Source organism: Chloroflexus aurantiacus J-10-fl (assembly GCF_000018865.1).
GTDB lineage: Bacteria > Chloroflexota > Chloroflexia > Chloroflexales > Chloroflexaceae > Chloroflexus > Chloroflexus aurantiacus.
On record NC_010175.1, the window covers coordinates 145,615 to 163,523 of the forward strand.

The following is a 17,909-nucleotide window of genomic DNA, read 5'->3' on the forward strand; positions in this document are numbered from 1 at the left end:
TGAAGGTGGCAAGCCATGCGCTTCTGGCGGCAACTACGCTGGCAAATGATTGGCGCCCAAATGCTGGTGGTGGTGGTCGGAGTGGTGACACTCAACCTCACCGCCAATATACTGATTGAACAGAGCATCGCCCCCGACCAGGTTGCCACTGTACGTACTGCGGTCGTGCAGGCGCTGACGGTTGCCGCAGTGGCCGCAACCATTGCCGGTCTCACCACCAGTATTCTGCTGGTTCAGGTCATTTTGCGTTCGCTGCGCAGCATTGCCCGCAGTAGTCGCCGCATTGCTGCCGGACGCTACGACGAACGAGTTACGGTACCCGCCAGCGACGAACTACGTGCCGTTGCCGAGAGTTTCAACCAGATGGCCGAGGCACTGGAACAGATTGAACAACGGCGCATCACGATGATTGGCAACGTTGCCCACGAGCTACGCACACCGCTCGCCGGCATTGAAGGCTACCTCGAAGGGTTGATCGACGGCGTACTACCCAACACCGCCGATACGTTCCTCGACATGAAACAGGAAGTACGTCGTCTGCGCCGGCTGGTTGATGATCTTCAGACCCTCTCGCGAGTTGAAGCCGGTCAAATCGCACTCCACTTCACGACCTTCGATGTCAACGACGTCATCCGGCGGGTCGTGGCGCAAATTCAACCACAAGTGCTCGACAGTTGTCTCCAGGTACAGTTTGCCCCCGATCAGCAACCGATCCTGGTTCATGCCGATGCTGACCGCGTCGCCCAAATCCTGCTCAACCTGCTTGGCAATGCAGTACGCTACACCCCAGAAGGCGGTTGTATCACTGTGCGATCCGAACTCAACAACGACAACGTACAGGTCATCGTGGAAGACACCGGGATCGGGATTTCTGCCGAACACCTGCCCTTCATCTTTGAACGCTTCTACCGGGCCGACCCTTCACGTGCCCGTACCAGTGGCGGCAGTGGGATTGGTCTCACCATTGCCCGCCACCTGGCCTGGGCCATGGGTGGCGACATCAGCGCTGCCAGTGCCGGCATCGGCAAAGGAAGCACCTTCACGCTGACATTGCCGCGGGCAGGGTAGAACTTATCTCACAAAGCGGTGCGGTCGTGCTACCCGGCATCGCACAGGCGAATGAACGTCTGCCAATAAACAAAGACTGCCTGTCCTGCTCATAACCCATTTATGCAAGAGAGTCGCTCCGGTCGTTCCATCACACGCTGGATTGGTTGTCTTGCCCGCTTGTCATGTATGTGTCGCAGCGTTTGGAGTGCGGCAGCCATGCTGCCACGCCAGCCGTGCTCACGATCCGGCGTGTGTCACGACGTTTACCCTGCTGGTCATAGGGATGCTGTGTGTTATCGTCACATTCTGTAGTCTGTCAGTAATTGACAACTTCCAGTGTGTCTGAAGCGTCCTGCCACACTGAATATGACAACAACCCCACCTCACGTCGTTCCCCTTCCAACACAACAGGGGAAATACCTGGTATACACCAACCTGCGTTGTGTTGTAAGGAAGAGTGTCGGCAGGGTATAATGCCAGAAGAAGCATCAGAACAACTCACCGTTACCCAAAAGCCTCTGTAACTGGCGCAGCTTTACCGTTGGAGCAAGTTGTGCAAACGCTACAACCCAAAAACCCGTATGTTCGCATTGCCCTCCGTCGTGCTGCCAGAGGTACCGGCTCATCGGATGCATTCCTGGATCAGAGAACCGCTTTGCAATAATTACCGGACTTATCGCAGATACTGCACCACATCCGCTGGGCACTGGTTGGGGCAATGGCACTACGCGCCTATGCTCCAGAGCGTCTTACCCAGGATGTCGATATTATCATTCATGCTCGCGATGAACAGGTAGCACGAGCGGCGTTTACCGCTGCCGGCTATCGCATTGGCAACCCCTTGCCCATCAGCAGATTTACGGCACATCCGCAGGATGAAACCGGTTACAGTATTGATGTACTGGTATTGAATGAACCCTGGCTGGACGAGGCACTGGCACAGCCTGTGTGCGATTGTGCCGGCTTCCCGGTACTGGCGCGACAATTTCTGATCCTGATGAAGCTCCAGGCAGGTCGGGCACAGGATATTGCAGACATCACCCGTCTGCTGCGTCGCACAGATCACACCGAACGCTCAATTGCCCGTACAACTGTAGCCACATATGCCCCCGATCTGATCGACGACTTCGATGCCCTGGTTGTACTGACCGATTTGGAGTTTGGAACCGAATCATCAGCAGCAACGTAGCACTTCTCTGGCAAGGTGACGCCACACAAGAGAACGCTGGTATAGTCCATCGCTCACACTTACTGATGTCTGTGTTGCGTAGTCTGGAGTGTGGAAACCATGCCTTCGCCCTGGCCGTGATCTATGTCAGGCGGGTGTCGCATCGGTCAGTGGCCCATCGGGAGCACAGAAACACGGCATAATCCACTCTGACGTCACCCTTGAGCACGGATGTGCCGAGCCGGTTCTCCCATACCCGTAACCACTCACCAGCGGCTCACTGATAGCGCTTCAGCACGGGAATGCCCCGTGATACCATATCGTTCAGGTGTGCCACCAGGCCGTAGTGCGTCGCCCCCCTACCGTCCAGCGGTGCATCGTTCAGGTGCAATATCAGGATAATAGCTGCCTGGTTTGGCCTAACCTCTATTCTATTCTGCCAGATTTGATATGATGATGCCCATTTGTGAGCAAGAGGCGGGCATAACCTTATAAACTGATGAGATGAACAGACATTATCAGATGATGAATTACGCAACAGCTATCAATCACATTTTTTGCCCATTTTGATCATCCGGTTACACTGGCACACATGCAGAATGCCGACGAGATCACTCCCCTGGCAACACCGGACAGATCGCCGGTCGGTTAGCCGGTGGCGTGATCCCGAAATAGGCCTGCATAATCTGCGTTACCGCCGGCACAGCAATCGTTGACGAGCCATCGTTCAGGTCACCAACACCCTCAACCAGCACAGCCACCACAATCTCCGGGTTTTCGTAGGGGGCAAACCCGACAAACCAGGCGTGGCTTTGCCGCACTAACCGCCCATCCGCCGTCGTCAAGAGTGGGCCAAACTCTGCTGTTCCGGTTTTGCCGGCAATGCGTAAGCCTGAACAGACTTCACGGGCTGCAACACCCAGACCATCGGTGATCGACGCAAACAATCCCTCACGGATCGCTGCCAGGTGTCGGGGGTCAATCGGCACCTGCCCAATGGCCTCTGGCTGCATTTGCTGAATAAGCTGACCATTCTCATCGACAATTCGATCAACCAGATGCGGTCGGTACAGAGTACCATCTGTTGCGACAGCCCCCGCTGCTACTGCCAACTGGAGCGGTGTTACTTCCAGATAACCCTGACCAATCGCTGTGTTATAGGTGTCACCGGTCGTCCAGGCTTCACGTAGAACCTGGGCTTTCCATGCCTGGGTTGGCACCCGTCCACTGGCTTCGCCAACCAGATCAACCCCGGTTGGACGGCCAAAATTGAACCACGACAGCCCTTCCACCAGTTGGTCGATACCGAGACCGGTAATCCGTAATGCTCGCTGATCCAGGTTGATCGCCTGATCGTTCCCGCCCGCTATACTGGCAAAAAAGACATTTGAAGAGAGCCGCAAGGCATCACGAACGTTGATCAGCCCATTATCACGATTACGCACCGAGTTGGGCAAGATGAACTCAGCACCACTGCGCTCGATCAACCGCAGCAAACCGGGATCACGGAGTTGGGTATCTGCCGCGATAATGCCCTGTTGAAGCGCAACTGCACCAACAAATTGCTTGACTGTCGAGCCGGGTGGGTATAGACCGGCAATCGCTCGGTTGGTGAATGGTGCCAGACGTTGCAATGTCTGTTGGGTCTCGGCATCAGGTGGTGCCAGCAGAGCCTGCAACTCAGCGATCCGCGCCGGGTCTACCCAGATGTTGTTATCGTAGTCGGGGAGACTGACCATGGCCAGGATGCGCCCATCACGTGGATCGAGCGCGACTGCTACGCCGGCGACTATCGGTTCATACGCCCGTTTATGCGCTTCCCGTGCTGCTAACCGGCGCTCTTCACCGACATTGATCCAGCGCTGGAGGATGCGTTCGACCTCGGCCTGAAACCGGGTATCGATGGTTAAGATCAGATCATGCCCGTTAGCCACTGCCCGCAGGGTGGTGACCCCGCTGACCGGACGCTGCAACGCATCGACCAGGAGCGAGTCAATCCCCATCTGGCCGCGCAACACCGACTCGTAAGCACCTTCCAGGCCATCTTTGCCAATTTGATCACTCGACAAATAGGGCGGTAAACCAACGCTGGTCGGTTCAATCGATTTTGCCATCAGGCCACAGGTTGGCGCGTTGGCAGTGATGTCAGTCAATGCCCGCAACCAGGAACTTGCCGGATTGACCGCTACCAGCTCACATGCATTGATCCGTCCGACATATCCCAGCAGGTGCGATAATGAAGGTATCTCACCACTTAACGGGTAGCGCCGGCGAAAACCTTCAACGACACGGGCACCGGGCAGATAATTGGCATTTTCGCGTAGTGCCAGTGCCAGTTCCGGTGAAATGTCTTCCTTGATCACAATGGGCTGGTAGCTACGCACATTCGCCTGCGTGAGAAGCTGTTCAATCGGGTTGACCAGCGTTGCCACATCGCGGTACTTTTGACTCACATCTAGCGCCCGCAGGACATCAGATGGTGCGATAGTCATGGTCACAACATCACTTGCCGTCGGCAAGCTGCCAAATGACCTGAGATCGCTGCGCAAGCCGGGTGTGGTGTCAATCGCAGTACCAGGATCAATCACCAGTGTCGCCGGTAATTCGGCAATCTGCGCCAGCCGCGCCAGCGTTAGTGCCCGCTGTTCTGGTGCAGCGCTGGAGGAAGGCAGTTGACCGGGAATAACGGCCAGGTTATAAATCGGCACACTCTCGGCCAACAGCACACCACGGGCATCGAAAATTTCTCCCCGCCGTGGCTGATTGGTGAGGTAACGACGGGTGGTAACTTCGATGTCGGCACCGAATCGCTGCGTATCAGTCTCAATCAGTTGTAGTTGGGCCAGCCGGGATACCAGCACCACCACAACCAGTAACAGGATACTGCGCAGAGCAATCAGTCGTGCCATGGCCGTTCATCACGCTTTCCAGGCAATCGTCTGCATAGAACGCCATCATTGATATTCGGTATTGCGCACCAGTCGATGCACTATGGCCACTACCGGCAGGGTTGGAATAAGTGCTAATAACAACGATGGTAGCATCACAATCAACCCATAGGTCTGCCAGTCACTGATGGGCGGCAGTACGATCAGCCAGAGAACTGCCTCGTAAATCAACGTGCCAAATGCTACTGCCAGCAGCGGCACGATTGGACGTTCAACCGCGAATCGTCGTGTTGCCAGCCCAACAACGATGACCGCCAGCAATTGGGCGATAGCATGACTACCAATCGGCAATGATCCCAGGACATCCAGGGCCAGACCGCCGTAGAAAGCCCACCACAGACTTCGTATCAGCCCACGTACCGGTTCGGCGGTGCTTGATCCAACCAGTGCTCTGGCAATTGCCAACACCAGCAGTATCGGCACAGAAAACCCTGTCGGGCCGGTTAAGAGCGTCACCTGGATCAGTGCGATTACCAGCAGGATCAGCAGCAAACCCAGCTCGCGGGCCAGGCGTTCTTCTAATCGTCTTGGCTGAGAATTACCCACACGTAGCGCACCTGATCCGGATCGACGAATGGCCGAATCTCGCCAATTTGCCGTTGACCTTCCTGACGCACCGCTTCCACAACCCCAATCGGTACTGCGGTCGGCATTGATGCCAGATCGAGTGGAAGATTAAGCGCCCCACTAATACCGGCTGTGACCACGTGATCGCCCTCGCGCATGGTAATACTGCGATCAATCAACTCTACCCGCATCCGTGATCCCCGCTGCCATTGCCCTTGCATCAGACCGAGCGGTGCAGTATCAGCTTGCAGCAAACGCACACTCAATTGACTGCTAATATCGGTAATCATCAAAACATCAGCAGTTCGTGGTCCAACTGCTTCCACCACACCGATCAGCGCCGGTGGCCCACCTGGCTGCTGGCCAATCACAGCCATCCCAACGCGCACTCCATCGTTGGCACCACGGGCAATCGTTAAGACCCGCCGTGCTGCATCGGGGGCGCGAATCATCACCTCTGCGCCCAAAATAGTCCAGGGGTATGATTGCGTAATCGCGAGTTGCTGACGCAAGAAAATATTCTCAACCCGCGCCTGCTCAAGACGCAACACTTCGGCGGCGAGACGGGTGTTTTCCGCTTCAAGTTCAGCAATCCTGGCCTGCATCGTGGCCGCATCACGCGGCGTTGCCCACCACGACAATAGCTCACTGCGGCGCTGGGTTAACCAACCGGCAAGCGGCTGGATCGTCTCTCGTACCATCAGCCGTGCAGGTGCAATCACACCCTGCCGATCAAGGACAATCAGCAGGACACTGACCAATACCAGGCTCAAGGCCAGCGCAAAGACCCGCCAGTAGCCACGGTCACCGGCTACTTCACGCCGCAGTTTTAACGGTCGTTCGTCGAGAAAATCGCGCATGGACTATCTCCGCACCCGCCGCGTCGTCTGGGTGCGCATCAGAATATCCTGGTAGACGCTGTTGTCGAAGTGTTCAACCATCTTCCCTGCCCCCCGTGCCACACACGAAAGCGGGTCTTGGGCGATGTGAACCGGCATTTTGGTCTCGGCAGCAATCCGCTTATCGAGACCGTGTAGTAACGATCCGCCACCGGCCAGCATAATCCCGTGCTCCATAATATCGGCGACAAGTTCGGGAGGCGTCTCTTCCAGCGCAGCCCGCACCTCGGCGACAATCGCATTGACCGGCCCGGCAATCCCTTCACGCAACTCAACCGAGCTGACTTCAATGGCCTTCGGCAAGCCGGTAAGGAGATCGCGCCCACGCAGCACAACTTTGATCTCTTCATCAAGGGGATACGCCGAACCGGCAGCGATCTTGGCTTTCTCTGCCATACGCTCGCCGATCAGCAGATTGTATTCCCGGCGAGCAAATTGAATAATTGCCTCATCGATCTCATCGCCGGCAATGCGGATCGAATGATTGATGACAATGCCACCCAGGGCAATCACGGCAATCTCTGTCGTACCGCCACCGATGTCAACAATCATCGAACCAATCGGCTCCTCAACCGGTAGTCCGGCACCGATTGCCGCAGCCATCGGCTCTTCGACCACGTAAGCCTCACGAGCCTTTGCATTCAATGCCGCCTCACGCGCTGCCCGCTTTTCGACTTCGGTCACACCCGATGGTACCCCAACCACAACCCGTGGGCGCGGATCGATCAGGGGTAGGGCAGCATAGGTATGGGCTTTCTTGATAAAGTAAGCCAGCATCTGCTCGACCACATCAAAATCGGCGATCACCCCATCCTTAAGTGGGCGTACCGCCACGATGTTGGCCGGTGTCTTGCCGACCATCGCCTTGGCTTCGGCACCAACCGCGTGCACCTTTTTCGTGCGGGTGTCAATTGCGACGACCGATGGTTCGCTAATCACAATCCCTTTCCCCCGCACGTGCACCAGGGTATTGGCAGTGCCTAGATCGATACCAAGGTCACGGCTAAAGGCGCCAAAGATCGTATTGAAGGGGTTGAGACCCACAGGTATACTCCACGTGTTACCAGGCGGCGAAACCGCTGCCTGAGCCAGACGAATACGCTCCTTACCATCCGGTTAGCCCGGATTACATCGCTTCATTATAGCATACCGCCAAACATTGTCTTTACATCACTGCGCCATCGCGAATACAATAGTTGAACCATTTGACTTTTCGGCGGCTTTGTGACACAATTGCTATGCTGCTTCGTTGCAAGCAAGCGGACGTGTTCGCTGTGAGCATTGCCGTAGGTCAGGTTCGCCCGTCGGATGAAGAACATGCTGCATTCTAAAACTGCGCGGCATTGCTGCTATGGCTTCTGGCTCACGCTGAGCTAGAAGATTTTTGTTGTCGTGAATATCACAAATCTTCCGCAACGACCGGTTTATCCTTTCTCCGCCATCGTCGGCCAAGAGCGTTTGAAGCGCGCACTGATCCTCAACGCGATCAATTCACGGATCGGCGGCGTGCTGATCAGGGGTGAGAAAGGAACAGCAAAATCAACTGCTGTACGTGCGCTAACCCGCCTGCTACCATCAATTACCGTGGTGGTTGATTGTCCGTACAGTTGCGACCCCGACACTCCAGCCGCCCTGTGTGCCGATTGTCAGGAGCGTTTGAAGCAAGGGCCGCTGCCAACGATGGTTCGCCCGATCCGTCTGGTTGAATTACCGGTTTCGGCATCCGAAGATCGAGTTGTTGGTTCGCTTGACCTCGAACACGCGATCACGGAAGGCCAGCGCCGCTTTGAACCAGGACTTCTGGCACAGGTGAATCGTGGCGTTCTGTATGTAGATGAAGTCAATCTCCTCGACGATCACCTGGTAGACCTCTTGCTCGACGCTGCCGCGATGGGCATCAATACGGTCGAGCGCGAGGGGGTGAGTGTCTCGCATCCGGCTCGCTTTATCCTGGTTGGCACGATGAACCCGGAAGAGGGTGAGTTGCGTCCGCAACTTCTCGACCGGTTCGGGCTGGCAGTAGAAGTCGTCGGTCTCACCGATGTCAACGACCGGATCGCCGTGATCGAGCGCCGTATGGCCTATGAAGCTGATCCAATTGGCTTCATCCAGCAATGGCAGGCTGCCGAGGAGACGTTAGCCCAGCGGATTGCTGCTGCCCGTGCGTTGTTGCCCCACGTGCGGATTGATCGCACCGATATGGCAGTAGTTGCCAGCCTGTGCATCGAAATGGGGGTCGATGGTCATCGGGCCGACCTGACCATTCTGGAGACGGCGCGCACCCACGCTGCCTGGAGTGGCCGACGCACACTGGTAGCCGAAGACATTCGTCTCGCTGCCGAGCTGGCGCTGCCACATCGTATGCGTCGCCAACCGTTCGGTGAAGTCAAACTTGATGAGCAACGATTGGCGAGTATTCTCGATCAGTACGGGAAACGGGCAGAAGAGGTGAGTGTGCAGGCGGAAGTAAAAAAAAACCCTGACCTCACCGATGTGAGCGAGACGAACGACGAAGGTGGCAACGAGAGTGGCGGAGGTAGTACAACCATGCCTCTCGGTGGTGCCGGGCAACCAGAAGCGACAGCACCTGTAAGCGAACAGCAGACCGGTGGAACACAACACCGTGCCGGCGATCTGTTTAAGCCGCGTCGCCTGGAAGCAACACCCGACCGCACCCAACGACGTGCACCCGGACGACGTTCACGCTCGCGCACGACACGGAAGCAGGGCCGCTATATCACGAGCCGCCGTGCCACAAAGGTAACCGATCTGGCGCTCGATGCGACCTTGCGTGAAGCAGCTATCTACCAGCGCAAGCGGCGTACCGAGTTGTTGCATACCGTTGGTATGCCCCACCGGCGCCGACCGAAGATACTGATTAAGCGTACCGACCTGCGCCAAAAGGTGCGGGTACGCCGGACACGCAATGCGGTCTGTTTTGTGGTGGATGCCAGTTGGAGTATGGCTGCCGAAGAGCGGATGCAGGCAACGAAAGCGGCTGTTCTCTCGCTGCTGCGCGATGCGTATCAACGCCGCGACCAGGTTGGTCTGGTCAGTTTCCAGCGCGATTACGCTCGCGTGCTCCTGCCGCTCACCAATAGCGTCGAACTGGCGCAACGGCGCCTGCAATCGATGCCAACCGGTGGCAAGACGCCATTATCGCGTGGGATGCTAACCGCGTTCGAGTTGCTTGAGCGGGCGCGCCGCCGTGATGCAGAGGTAGTACCGCTGATGGTTCTATTGACCGATGGTCAGGCAAATGTCTCTATCTCCGATCTGCCGCCTCAACAAGAGGCGTATCGGATTGCCGAGATGATTGCTGAACATCAAATTCATGCGATTGTCATCGATACCGAACACCCACACTTTGAACGAGGGCTATCACGACGACTGGCAGAGTATCTGCGCGGAACATACTACCGGCTGGAAGATCTCCATGATGATGGTCTGGTGAGGGCTGTACGGCAACAGATGAGATCATAACTATTGTCGGTGAGCGTCGGGCAATTCTGTTGTCAGATGCTACAAGCATAATTGGGTAACCTGTCATTACGCGAGGAGGAAGGTAGGCAATGACGGATCAGGTACGTAGGGAAGAGGTCGCTGCGGGCGAGCTGCCTGACACACCTCACACGGCAGCCAGCGCTCCGGCGGCTGAAGCTGCCGTCGCTGCACACGAACAGGCGGCGGAGGCGGCAGCGCCTACCCCTGAAGAGGAGGCGGTTTTGCCCGCCGCCACAGGGGAGGCTGACGCTTCAGCAACGGCCCCAACCGCAGCGGGTGAGAGCGCCTCAAGCGGCTCTGAGGCAACGGGCGCCAGCTTTACACCGGTCAGCGATGATCAACCACACAAGCCGCGACGGCTGAAAGACCTGCAGCCCGGTATGGAGCTGGAGGGGAAGGTCACCTCGATTGCGCTCTATGGAGTATTCGTTGATATTGGCGTTGGTCGTGATGGCCTCGTACACATCTCCGAAATGAGCGACCGTCGCATCGAGACACCTTCAGAGGTAGTTCAGATCGGTGATACGGTGAAAGTGTGGGTCAAGAGCATTGAGCCAGAAGCACGTCGGATTAGCCTGACGATGCGTGATCCTGCGCGGGCCGAAACCCCACGGCGGGCGCGTCAGCCTCAGCCACAACAGCAGCAACCGCGCCGACAAGAGGTTGATCGCGAGAAGCTGGCTGCACTGCGTGTCGGTGATGTGGTCGAAGGAGTGATTACCGGTTTCGCACCTTTCGGGGCATTTGCCGATATCGGTGTTGGCAAAGATGGCTTAATCCACGTCAGCGAACTGGCCGAGGGTCGGGTCGAGAAACCAGAGGATGCGGTCAAAGTTGGCGAGCGCTATCAGTTCAAGATCCTTGAGATTGATGGCGAAGCTGCCCGTATCAGCCTGAGCCTGCGGCGAGCACTCCGCACGCAACGCATGCAGCAGCTCGAGACCGGCCAGATACTCGAAGGCACGGTGAGCGGTATCGCTCCCTTCGGTGCATTCGTCGACATTGGGGTTGGCCGCGACGGCCTTGTCCATATCTCGGCGCTTGCCCCTCATCGGGTAGAGAAAGTTGAAGATGTGGTCAAGGTTGGCGACAAGGTCAAGGTGAAGGTGCTCGGCGTTGATCAGCAGAGCAAGCGGATCAGCCTGACCATGCGGCTCGAAGAGGAGCAGCCTGCTTCTGAGACCACCACCGAACCAGCGACCACTCCTGCCGAGCCTGCGCCAGCCCGTGCCGGTCGGAGCAATATGGAGCGGTTTGCCGCCGCAGCCCAGGCCGCTCGTGAGCGCAGCGAGCGCGGTGAGCGTGGCGAGCGCGGTGAACGCAGTGAGCGTGGCGAGCGTGGCGAGCGTGGCGAGCGTAATGAGCGGCGTGACCGCCGAGACCGCCGGGCAGCGCAGACAGCACCTGAAACCTATGTCGTTGGTGAAGACGATGACGAGACCTTTGAGGGTAATGCAACCCTCGAAGATCTGCTGACCAAGTTTGGTGGCTCCAGTAACCGCCGCGACCGCGACCGTGACCGTCGCCGCCGTGATTACGACGACGATGAAGACGACATGGAGCGACCAACCAATCGGCGGCAGCGTGACGCAATCCGCCGCACGCTCCAGCAGATTGGTCACGACGAATAAGTCTGACTGTTGAAAACCTGTTGCCTGCCAGCCTGCGGGTTGGCAGGCAACTATTTGACATCAATCTGCCGTGACGGGTATAATGGCATCAGCTTTTGGCATGCTATAAATAACACCTTGAGGAGTACATACAATGCCGAAACGAACCTGGCAACCAAAGCGCATTCCGCGCCGCCGTAAGCACGGCTTCCGGGCGCGCATGGCAACCAAAGATGGACGCGAAGTTCTTCGCCGCCGACGCCTGAAGGGGCGCTGGAAATTGACCGTCAGTGATGAGCGGCGAGCTGTGCGCCGCGGCCACCGCTAAGCGCAGAATGGGACGGGTTATCACCAACAGAACCGGGCAGCACGCTGGAGCAGCAGGTCATCTGTCGGCGATAACCCGTTTGTTTTCTTATCCATGCGACGTGCATATCGGCTACGCCGACCCGAACAGTTTCGTCGTGTGCGTCAGGAAGGACGCACATTCACCTCGCCGTGGCTCATTCTCACCGTCGCACCGGCTCGACGACGTACCTTACGCTGCGGCTTCGTTGTCAGTCGCCGTGTCGGCGGCGCCGTACAACGCAACCGTGCCCGCCGTCGTGTGCGCGAAGCTGTGCGCTTGCTGCTCCCACGACTGACAGCCGGTTACGATATGGTGTTCACCATTCGCACACCAGAGGTGATTGACGCACCGTTCACACAATTGCAGGACGATATTACTGCGCTACTGCGGCAGGCCTGTCTCCTGCCGGCACCCACGAATGAAACAGTGTCACCGGTTTCAGATACACCACTTCCACAACACGAACGAGGATCGCAATGAACATTTGGTCGGCATTTGTTGGATTGCTTGAACAACTCTTACTCTTCTTCTCGTCGTTGACCGGCAATATGGCGCTGGGCATTGTGCTCTTCACGATTGCCGCCCGTCTCTTCATTTTGCCGCTCACCCTCAGCTCACTCCGCTCGAGTCGCCGGATGCAAGAGGTGCAGCCGATTTTGAAAGAGATTCAGCGCAAATACGGCAAAGACCCGCAACGGCTGCAAGAAGAGACCCTGCGCGTTTACCGTGAGCACAAAATTAATCCGGTAGGTGGATGTCTACCCCTCCTGTTACAATTGCCGATCTTCTTTGGCGTTTATCAGGCGGTCTATCACCTGATGGTGCCTGAGCAGCGGGTGAATCTGAGTGCGGCGGCGGCTGAAATGTTGAAAGACGAGCGGCTGGCTCAGATCCTGGCTGCCCCCTTCTTTGGTATGGATCTGGGTGTACCGGCGTTCGGGCCGAATGGTTTTGCCGGTTTTGCGTATCTGATTTTGCCGGTGCTTTCAATTGTTTTACAGTTGATGCAACAGTTGATGGCTACACCACGAGTCCAGGATCCGCAACAGAAAGCCTTTACGCAGGCAATGTTGATTATGCCGTTTGTCTTCGGCTATATCGCATTCACCTTTCCAACTGGAGCAGTGTTGTATTGGGTAGTCAGCAGTGTTGTGGGTGTTGTGCAACAGTACTTCACGTCAGGTTGGGGATCGCTGGCCAATTACCTGCGCTTCCTGCCACCCGATAATCGTCCAACACCAACGTTAGCACTGGCATCAGCATCGACAGGAAGCACGTCTGAAAGCCAACCCGAAACGCCAAAAATTGATTTCTGGTCAGTTATGCGTCCATTAACCGAAGCAGCCGTGGAGGAGAGTGATCCGACGCACACGGAACAGCGCCCTTCACGCCAGCACCCCAATCCCCGTCGCCGTCGTTAGCAAGATTTGTAAGACGGTCACCATGACCGAGAGGTGTCTATGAAGCGCATCGAGATCAGCGAACGCACCGTCGCCGAAGCTGTCGAGCTGGCGCTCGCCCAACTGGGCCGTGATCGTGACGAAGTTGCGATTGAAGTCCTGGACCCGGGTGAGAATGGTGATGAAGCATTGGTGCGTGTCACTGTTGTTGAAGACGAGGAAGAGGCGCCATCAGTAGAAAAAGTGAGCGAAATTGCGCAGCGTGTTCTTGAAGATCTGCTCGAGCGCATGGATATTCACGCCTATGTGACGGCGGTCATTTCGCATGCCACCGGCCCAAATGGCGAACCTGAAGCAACGATCACGCTCCATGTCGAAGGCGCTGATGAAGAAGCAATGGGTCTTTTGATCGGACGGCGCGGTGAGACTCTCCGCTCCCTACAGTTTTTACTCAATTTGCTGGTGAGCCGCCGCGTGCAGAAATGGCCACAACTGGTGGTTGATGTTGGCAATTACCGCCAGCGCCGCCAGGAATCGCTGGAAAGTCTGGCCCGGCGGATGGCTGAACGGGTAAGGCAGACCGGTCGGCCAATTATGCTGGAGCCAATGGCAGCTTACGAACGACGAATCGTTCATCTCGCCCTGCGTAACGACAAAACAATTTATACCGAAAGTTCAGGTGAGGGCGAGAATCGTAAGATTGTGATCTATCCCGCCAAGCATTCGTAAAACACGATTGATTGATGAAAGAGCCAGCGTTACCCGGCGTTGTGCCGGGTAACGCTGGCTTTATAATGCACAGTTCACACAGGAAACCAACCGGAATGGTGATCGGGCAGATACTGCTTTTGCCCCCTTATATTAACCTGCGTGATATGGTCTGGTTCCGTAGGGGCGGGTTGTAGGGGCGGGTTCAGAACCCACCCCTACGTGGTACATATACCTGCTCACTTTACCATGCGAGGGAATGCGGCGAACAGAAAGGGGACATCCCGGATCGCACCATGGCATCGTGTGTTTCGGGTTTGATATTAGAACCTGTTTCAAAAAACATCTGCTATGAAGGTATCTCGTTCATTGCCGACCGATTCCATGATCGTGACGAGCACACCCGGCATCCGCGTGACCAGTCAGGTCAACGACGTGACACGTGCCAGATCGTGAGGACGGCTGGCGCGGCAGCATGACTGCCGCACTCCAACCGACGCAACACGCGGATGATGAGCGCCCGGGACGACCATCAATCGCTAAGGTCAAGCGCGAGCCGCACTCCAACCGACGCAACACGCGGATGATGAGCGAGCAAGGCAACCAATCCGGCGCGTGATGGCACCGGCGATGGTTATGAGAGCGCGACAGTACAGCTTTTATGAAATAAGTCCTAGTCTTCCCCCAAACGATTCATCATTGCCTGTGCCGCATGGCGAAAATAGTTCTCCATCACCGAACGGGCCGGCTCCGGAACACCGGCTTCATTGAGCGCGGCCAGCATATGTTCCAGCCAGGCATCACGCTCACGTGGTCCGATGGGAAATGGCGCATGCCGCATACGTAACCGTGGATGTCCGCGACGCTCGCTGTATGTGCGCGGACCACCGAAATATTGCATCAAGAAGAGACGCTGATGCTCTTTGCCCGGTTCGAGATCGGCTGGAAAAAGATGGCGCAAACGTGGGTCGGCTTCCACCCGCGCATAAAAAATATCGACGATCCGCCGAAAGGTTGCTTCACCACCTATTTGCTCGTAGATCGTTGGCTCACTCATTATGTAAACCTCTCCATAGTGTGGTTGAACGTCATGCACGATTGCATGCTACCATGAGAAGCCATTTTGATTCCTATAGCACTGAGTTCACCTGAAACCTGCGTGCAGAGAGACACCCGTATGAGCTATGAAACCCTGACGATCACGTCACGCCGTTTACGTCTGACAGTCCTGGCAGCCGGAGGCCCGCGTATCCTCGCGTTGCACCTCGACAACGGCCCAAACCTGCTGGCCGAAACACCAAACGCCCGCTGGGAGACGCCGTGGGGCGAGTTTGTTCTCCTCGGTGGACATCGGCTCTGGCATGCGCCTGAAGCTTTTCCTCGCAGTTACTGGCCTGATCTCAATGGTCCTGCGGCAGAACAGATCGATCACGGCGTCACGCTGCGCAGCGCCGTTGATCCGGGATATATCGCGAAGAGCCTGACTGTAACCCTTGATCCTGAACAACCACGGTTACATCTGCAACACACACTCACCAACCATGGGCTGTGGCCGGTGGAACTGGCGCCGTGGGCGATTACCCAACTGGCACCGGGAGGAAAAGCGATCTTACCATTACACAACGGCCAGCCCCCTGCCAATCCCTTGCTTCCCAATCGCCAGATCGCCTTCTGGCCCTACACCCCTCTGCCCGATCCACGACTCGCCTTCTGCGATGACTTCATCCTGATCGACACCGCGATTGCCGGGCCACCGGCCAAAGTGGGAGCGCATAGCGCTGCCGGCTGGTTGGCCTATCTCCACCAGGCGACCCTCTTCATCAAACGAACGGTGTACCAGCCTGCTGCCCATTACCCGGACAACAACTGCAATCTTGAAATCTATTACGACCGCGGTTGTACCGAACTCGAAACACTGGCCCCGCTCTGCCGCCTCGATCCCGGCGCTTCGGTGAGCCACACTGAAATCTGGCAGGTTATTCCCTGGACGGACGACCTGGATCAGTCTGATCTGTTTACAACACTCGCCCAAAGAGCAGCAGAGATGGTATAATGTCAGTACATAACACGTCAAAATTGCAACTGTGATGCAACAGACAGAACATCCCGACAGAGCGCTGACCGCGCTCTGTTTCGTATGCTCGTTGCAAATCATACTACGAACTCTATCGCAGACGTGATCAGAGACCGGCCAGATTCCTGTTATTATATTGCAACGAACCGTCAAACTCTACTGCGTTGACAAACGTCAAAACACGGCTTACACAGTATCAGAAAGGCATCAGACTGCAATACGAGCCTGATGCATATGAGAAAAATTTGTTGACACATGCGGATATTCGTGCTACTATTGCGGTACAGGCCAAAATCAGCGGGAGGAAGAAGGGTTTTGGCTTTTAAGCAAAAACTTCATGTCGTGTTCGATTGCAGACCTCATTAACACCGTTTTGTGGCGGTCGTTACTAGCCGAGCAGTAGCTCCTGGAAAGGCCCTGATGCGCACTCTAATCTTCACCGGCAAAGGTGGCGTTGGCAAGACAAGTGTCGCCGCAGCAACAGCTCTCCGGGCCGCCGATCGAGGCTTGAAGACGCTAGTCATGAGCACCGATCCGGCCCACTCGCTGGCCGACTCGCTCGATCTGGAAGGGCCACTCGGCCCGGAACCGGTTCGGATTACCAAAAACCTCGATGCGCTTGAAGTGAGCATTTATCACGATATCGAGAGCAACTGGGGTATCGTGCGTGAGCACTTCGCGCAACTGATGGCCGAGCAGGGCGTACAGGGCATTCTGGCCGACGAGATGAGCGTCCTGCCAGGTATGGAAGAGGCTTTTCCGCTCATCCGCATCAAGAAACACAAAGAGCGTGGCGACTACGATCTCCTGGTGATCGACTGCGCACCAACGGGAGAAACGCTGCGCCTGCTCTCAGCCCCCGAGACGTTCAAATGGGCAATCAACATGCTACGCGGTGCCGAGCGCTACGTCATCAGGCCGTTGATCCGGCCCATGAGCAAGATTACGCCCGGCCTTAACAAAATGGTTGCCCCACCCGAAGTCTATGATGCGGTTGATGAGATGTTCCGCCAGATGGAGGGGGTAACGGCAACACTGGCCAACCCGCGGGAGACATCGATCCGCCTGGTGATGAACCCGGAAAAGATGGTCATCAAAGAGAGCCAGCGCGCCTTAACCTACCTGTCGATGTACGGTATGACCGTCGATATGGTAGTGGTGAACAAGATTTTGCCCCTCGATCAGGATAGCGGCTATCTGAACCACTGGCGCGATGTGCAACAGCGCTATCTCCAGGATGTTGAACATGCCTTCGTGCCGTTGCCTATCCGGCGGGTACCGTACTATCCCGAAGAAGTGGTGGGCCTGGAGAAGCTACGCCAGATGGGAGATGACATTTACGGCGATATGGATCCAACTGCCGTGCTCTACGACCGGGCACCGCTGGACATTGCCAAAGTTGGTGATAAATCGTACCGGGTCAAGATCCGCCTGCCATTCGCTGATGTGTCGCAGCTCGATCTGTATCAGAACGGCGACGAGCTGGTGATACAGATCGGCGACTTCCGGCGGGTCATTACGCTGCCGACCAGTCTGGCCGGCCTGGAAGCCGGTCAGGCCGAGATGGAGGGTGAATGGTTGATTGTCCCCTTCATGGCGCCGCAAATGGCGCAACGCTGAGGCAGCCTGAAC

Annotated in this window: 15 protein-coding genes; 10 read left to right on the top strand and 5 right to left on the bottom strand. The window is 56.6% G+C overall.

Annotated features, from left to right (window positions below):
* Positions 1–15: 15 nt before the first annotated feature.
* Positions 16–1,068: a sensor histidine kinase gene (locus CAUR_RS00555; RefSeq protein WP_012256020.1), complete on the top strand. Its 1,053-nt coding sequence runs from the start codon at positions 16–18 to the stop codon at positions 1,066–1,068.
* 700 nt (positions 1,069–1,768) lie between these two features.
* The gene (locus tag CAUR_RS00560; RefSeq protein WP_012256022.1) at positions 1,769–2,239 is read left to right on the top strand and encodes a hypothetical protein; all 471 of its coding nucleotides are present in this window, start codon (positions 1,769–1,771) and stop codon (positions 2,237–2,239) included.
* Between the two features lie 590 nt (positions 2,240–2,829).
* Here the strand turns inward: CAUR_RS00560 and CAUR_RS00565 are convergent.
* The 4 genes from CAUR_RS00565 to CAUR_RS00580 are packed head-to-tail and all read right to left on the bottom strand — an operon-like array spanning position 2,830 to position 7,676.
* The gene (locus CAUR_RS00565) at positions 2,830–5,127 is read right to left on the bottom strand and encodes a penicillin-binding transpeptidase domain-containing protein (RefSeq protein ID WP_012256023.1); all 2,298 of its coding nucleotides are present in this window, start codon (positions 5,125–5,127) and stop codon (positions 2,830–2,832) included.
* Between the two features lie 45 nt (positions 5,128–5,172).
* Complete coding sequence (locus tag CAUR_RS00570; protein WP_012256024.1) at positions 5,173–5,712, bottom strand: rod shape-determining protein MreD; 540 nt, start codon at positions 5,710–5,712, stop codon at positions 5,173–5,175.
* Positions 5,685–6,593 (bottom strand): rod shape-determining protein MreC, encoded by a 909-nt coding sequence (mreC, locus tag CAUR_RS00575; RefSeq protein ID WP_012256025.1) that lies wholly within the window; start codon positions 6,591–6,593, stop codon positions 5,685–5,687. Before mreC ends, CAUR_RS00570 begins: the two co-directional genes overlap by 28 nt.
* A 3-nt stretch (positions 6,594–6,596) precedes the next feature.
* Positions 6,597–7,676, bottom strand: coding sequence for a rod shape-determining protein (locus CAUR_RS00580; RefSeq protein WP_012256026.1), 1,080 nt, complete (start codon positions 7,674–7,676; stop codon positions 6,597–6,599).
* Positions 7,677–8,024: 348 nt separating this feature from the next.
* Between CAUR_RS00580 and CAUR_RS00585 the strand changes: the two genes are divergently transcribed.
* From CAUR_RS00585 to jag, 6 genes are all read left to right on the top strand, one after another.
* Positions 8,025–10,115: a putative cobaltochelatase gene (locus CAUR_RS00585; RefSeq protein ID WP_012256027.1), complete on the top strand. Its 2,091-nt coding sequence runs from the start codon at positions 8,025–8,027 to the stop codon at positions 10,113–10,115.
* Positions 10,116–10,204: 89 nt separating this feature from the next.
* On the top strand, positions 10,205–11,767 hold the full coding sequence (locus tag CAUR_RS21685) for a S1 RNA-binding domain-containing protein (RefSeq protein ID WP_012256028.1): 1,563 nt from the start codon (positions 10,205–10,207) through the stop codon (positions 11,765–11,767).
* Between the two features lie 133 nt (positions 11,768–11,900).
* Positions 11,901–12,074, top strand: a complete 174-nt coding sequence (gene rpmH / locus CAUR_RS00595; RefSeq protein ID WP_012256029.1) for a 50S ribosomal protein L34 — start codon at positions 11,901–11,903, stop codon at positions 12,072–12,074.
* A gap of 93 nt (positions 12,075–12,167) precedes the next feature.
* Positions 12,168–12,575: a ribonuclease P protein component gene (rnpA, locus tag CAUR_RS00600; RefSeq protein WP_012256030.1), complete on the top strand. Its 408-nt coding sequence runs from the start codon at positions 12,168–12,170 to the stop codon at positions 12,573–12,575.
* Positions 12,572–13,516 carry a YidC/Oxa1 family membrane protein insertase gene (locus tag CAUR_RS00605; protein ID WP_012256031.1) on the top strand — a complete coding sequence of 315 codons (945 nt, stop codon included), beginning with the start codon at positions 12,572–12,574 and terminating at the stop codon, positions 13,514–13,516. Before rnpA ends, CAUR_RS00605 begins: the two co-directional genes overlap by 4 nt.
* 39 nt (positions 13,517–13,555) lie before the next feature.
* Positions 13,556–14,224, top strand: a complete 669-nt coding sequence (gene jag, locus CAUR_RS00610; protein WP_012256032.1) for an RNA-binding cell elongation regulator Jag/EloR — start codon at positions 13,556–13,558, stop codon at positions 14,222–14,224.
* Positions 14,225–14,876: 652 nt separating this feature from the next.
* Here jag and CAUR_RS00615 read toward each other — a convergent pair.
* Complete coding sequence (locus CAUR_RS00615; RefSeq protein WP_012256033.1) at positions 14,877–15,260, bottom strand: globin; 384 nt, start codon at positions 15,258–15,260, stop codon at positions 14,877–14,879.
* 120 nt (positions 15,261–15,380) lie between these two features.
* On the opposite strand from CAUR_RS00615, the gene CAUR_RS00620 reads away from it, so the two are divergent.
* Positions 15,381–16,256 carry a hypothetical protein gene (locus tag CAUR_RS00620; protein WP_012256034.1) on the top strand — a complete coding sequence of 292 codons (876 nt, stop codon included), beginning with the start codon at positions 15,381–15,383 and terminating at the stop codon, positions 16,254–16,256.
* A 441-nt stretch (positions 16,257–16,697) separates the two neighbouring features.
* Entirely contained in the window at positions 16,698–17,897 is a 1,200-nt protein-coding gene (locus CAUR_RS00625) for an ArsA family ATPase (RefSeq protein ID WP_012256035.1), read from the top strand.
* Positions 17,898–17,909 lie beyond the last annotated feature (12 nt).

Coding starts and splice junctions, on each gene's coding strand:
- CAUR_RS00555 (WP_012256020.1), top strand. CDS start 16: ATGCGCTTCTGGCGGCAACTACGCTGGCAAATGATTGGCGCCCAAATG.
- CAUR_RS00560 (WP_012256022.1), top strand. CDS start 1,769: ATGGCACTACGCGCCTATGCTCCAGAGCGTCTTACCCAGGATGTCGAT.
- CAUR_RS00565 (WP_012256023.1), bottom strand. CDS start 5,127: ATGGCACGACTGATTGCTCTGCGCAGTATCCTGTTACTGGTTGTGGTG.
- mreC (WP_012256025.1), bottom strand. CDS start 6,593: ATGCGCGATTTTCTCGACGAACGACCGTTAAAACTGCGGCGTGAAGTA.
- CAUR_RS21685 (WP_012256028.1), top strand. CDS start 10,205: ATGACGGATCAGGTACGTAGGGAAGAGGTCGCTGCGGGCGAGCTGCCT.
- rpmH (WP_012256029.1), top strand. CDS start 11,901: ATGCCGAAACGAACCTGGCAACCAAAGCGCATTCCGCGCCGCCGTAAG.
- rnpA (WP_012256030.1), top strand. CDS start 12,168: ATGCGACGTGCATATCGGCTACGCCGACCCGAACAGTTTCGTCGTGTG.
- CAUR_RS00605 (WP_012256031.1), top strand. CDS start 12,572: ATGAACATTTGGTCGGCATTTGTTGGATTGCTTGAACAACTCTTACTC.
- jag (WP_012256032.1), top strand. CDS start 13,556: ATGAAGCGCATCGAGATCAGCGAACGCACCGTCGCCGAAGCTGTCGAG.
- CAUR_RS00615 (WP_012256033.1), bottom strand. CDS start 15,260: ATGAGTGAGCCAACGATCTACGAGCAAATAGGTGGTGAAGCAACCTTT.
- CAUR_RS00620 (WP_012256034.1), top strand. CDS start 15,381: ATGAGCTATGAAACCCTGACGATCACGTCACGCCGTTTACGTCTGACA.
- CAUR_RS00625 (WP_012256035.1), top strand. CDS start 16,698: ATGCGCACTCTAATCTTCACCGGCAAAGGTGGCGTTGGCAAGACAAGT.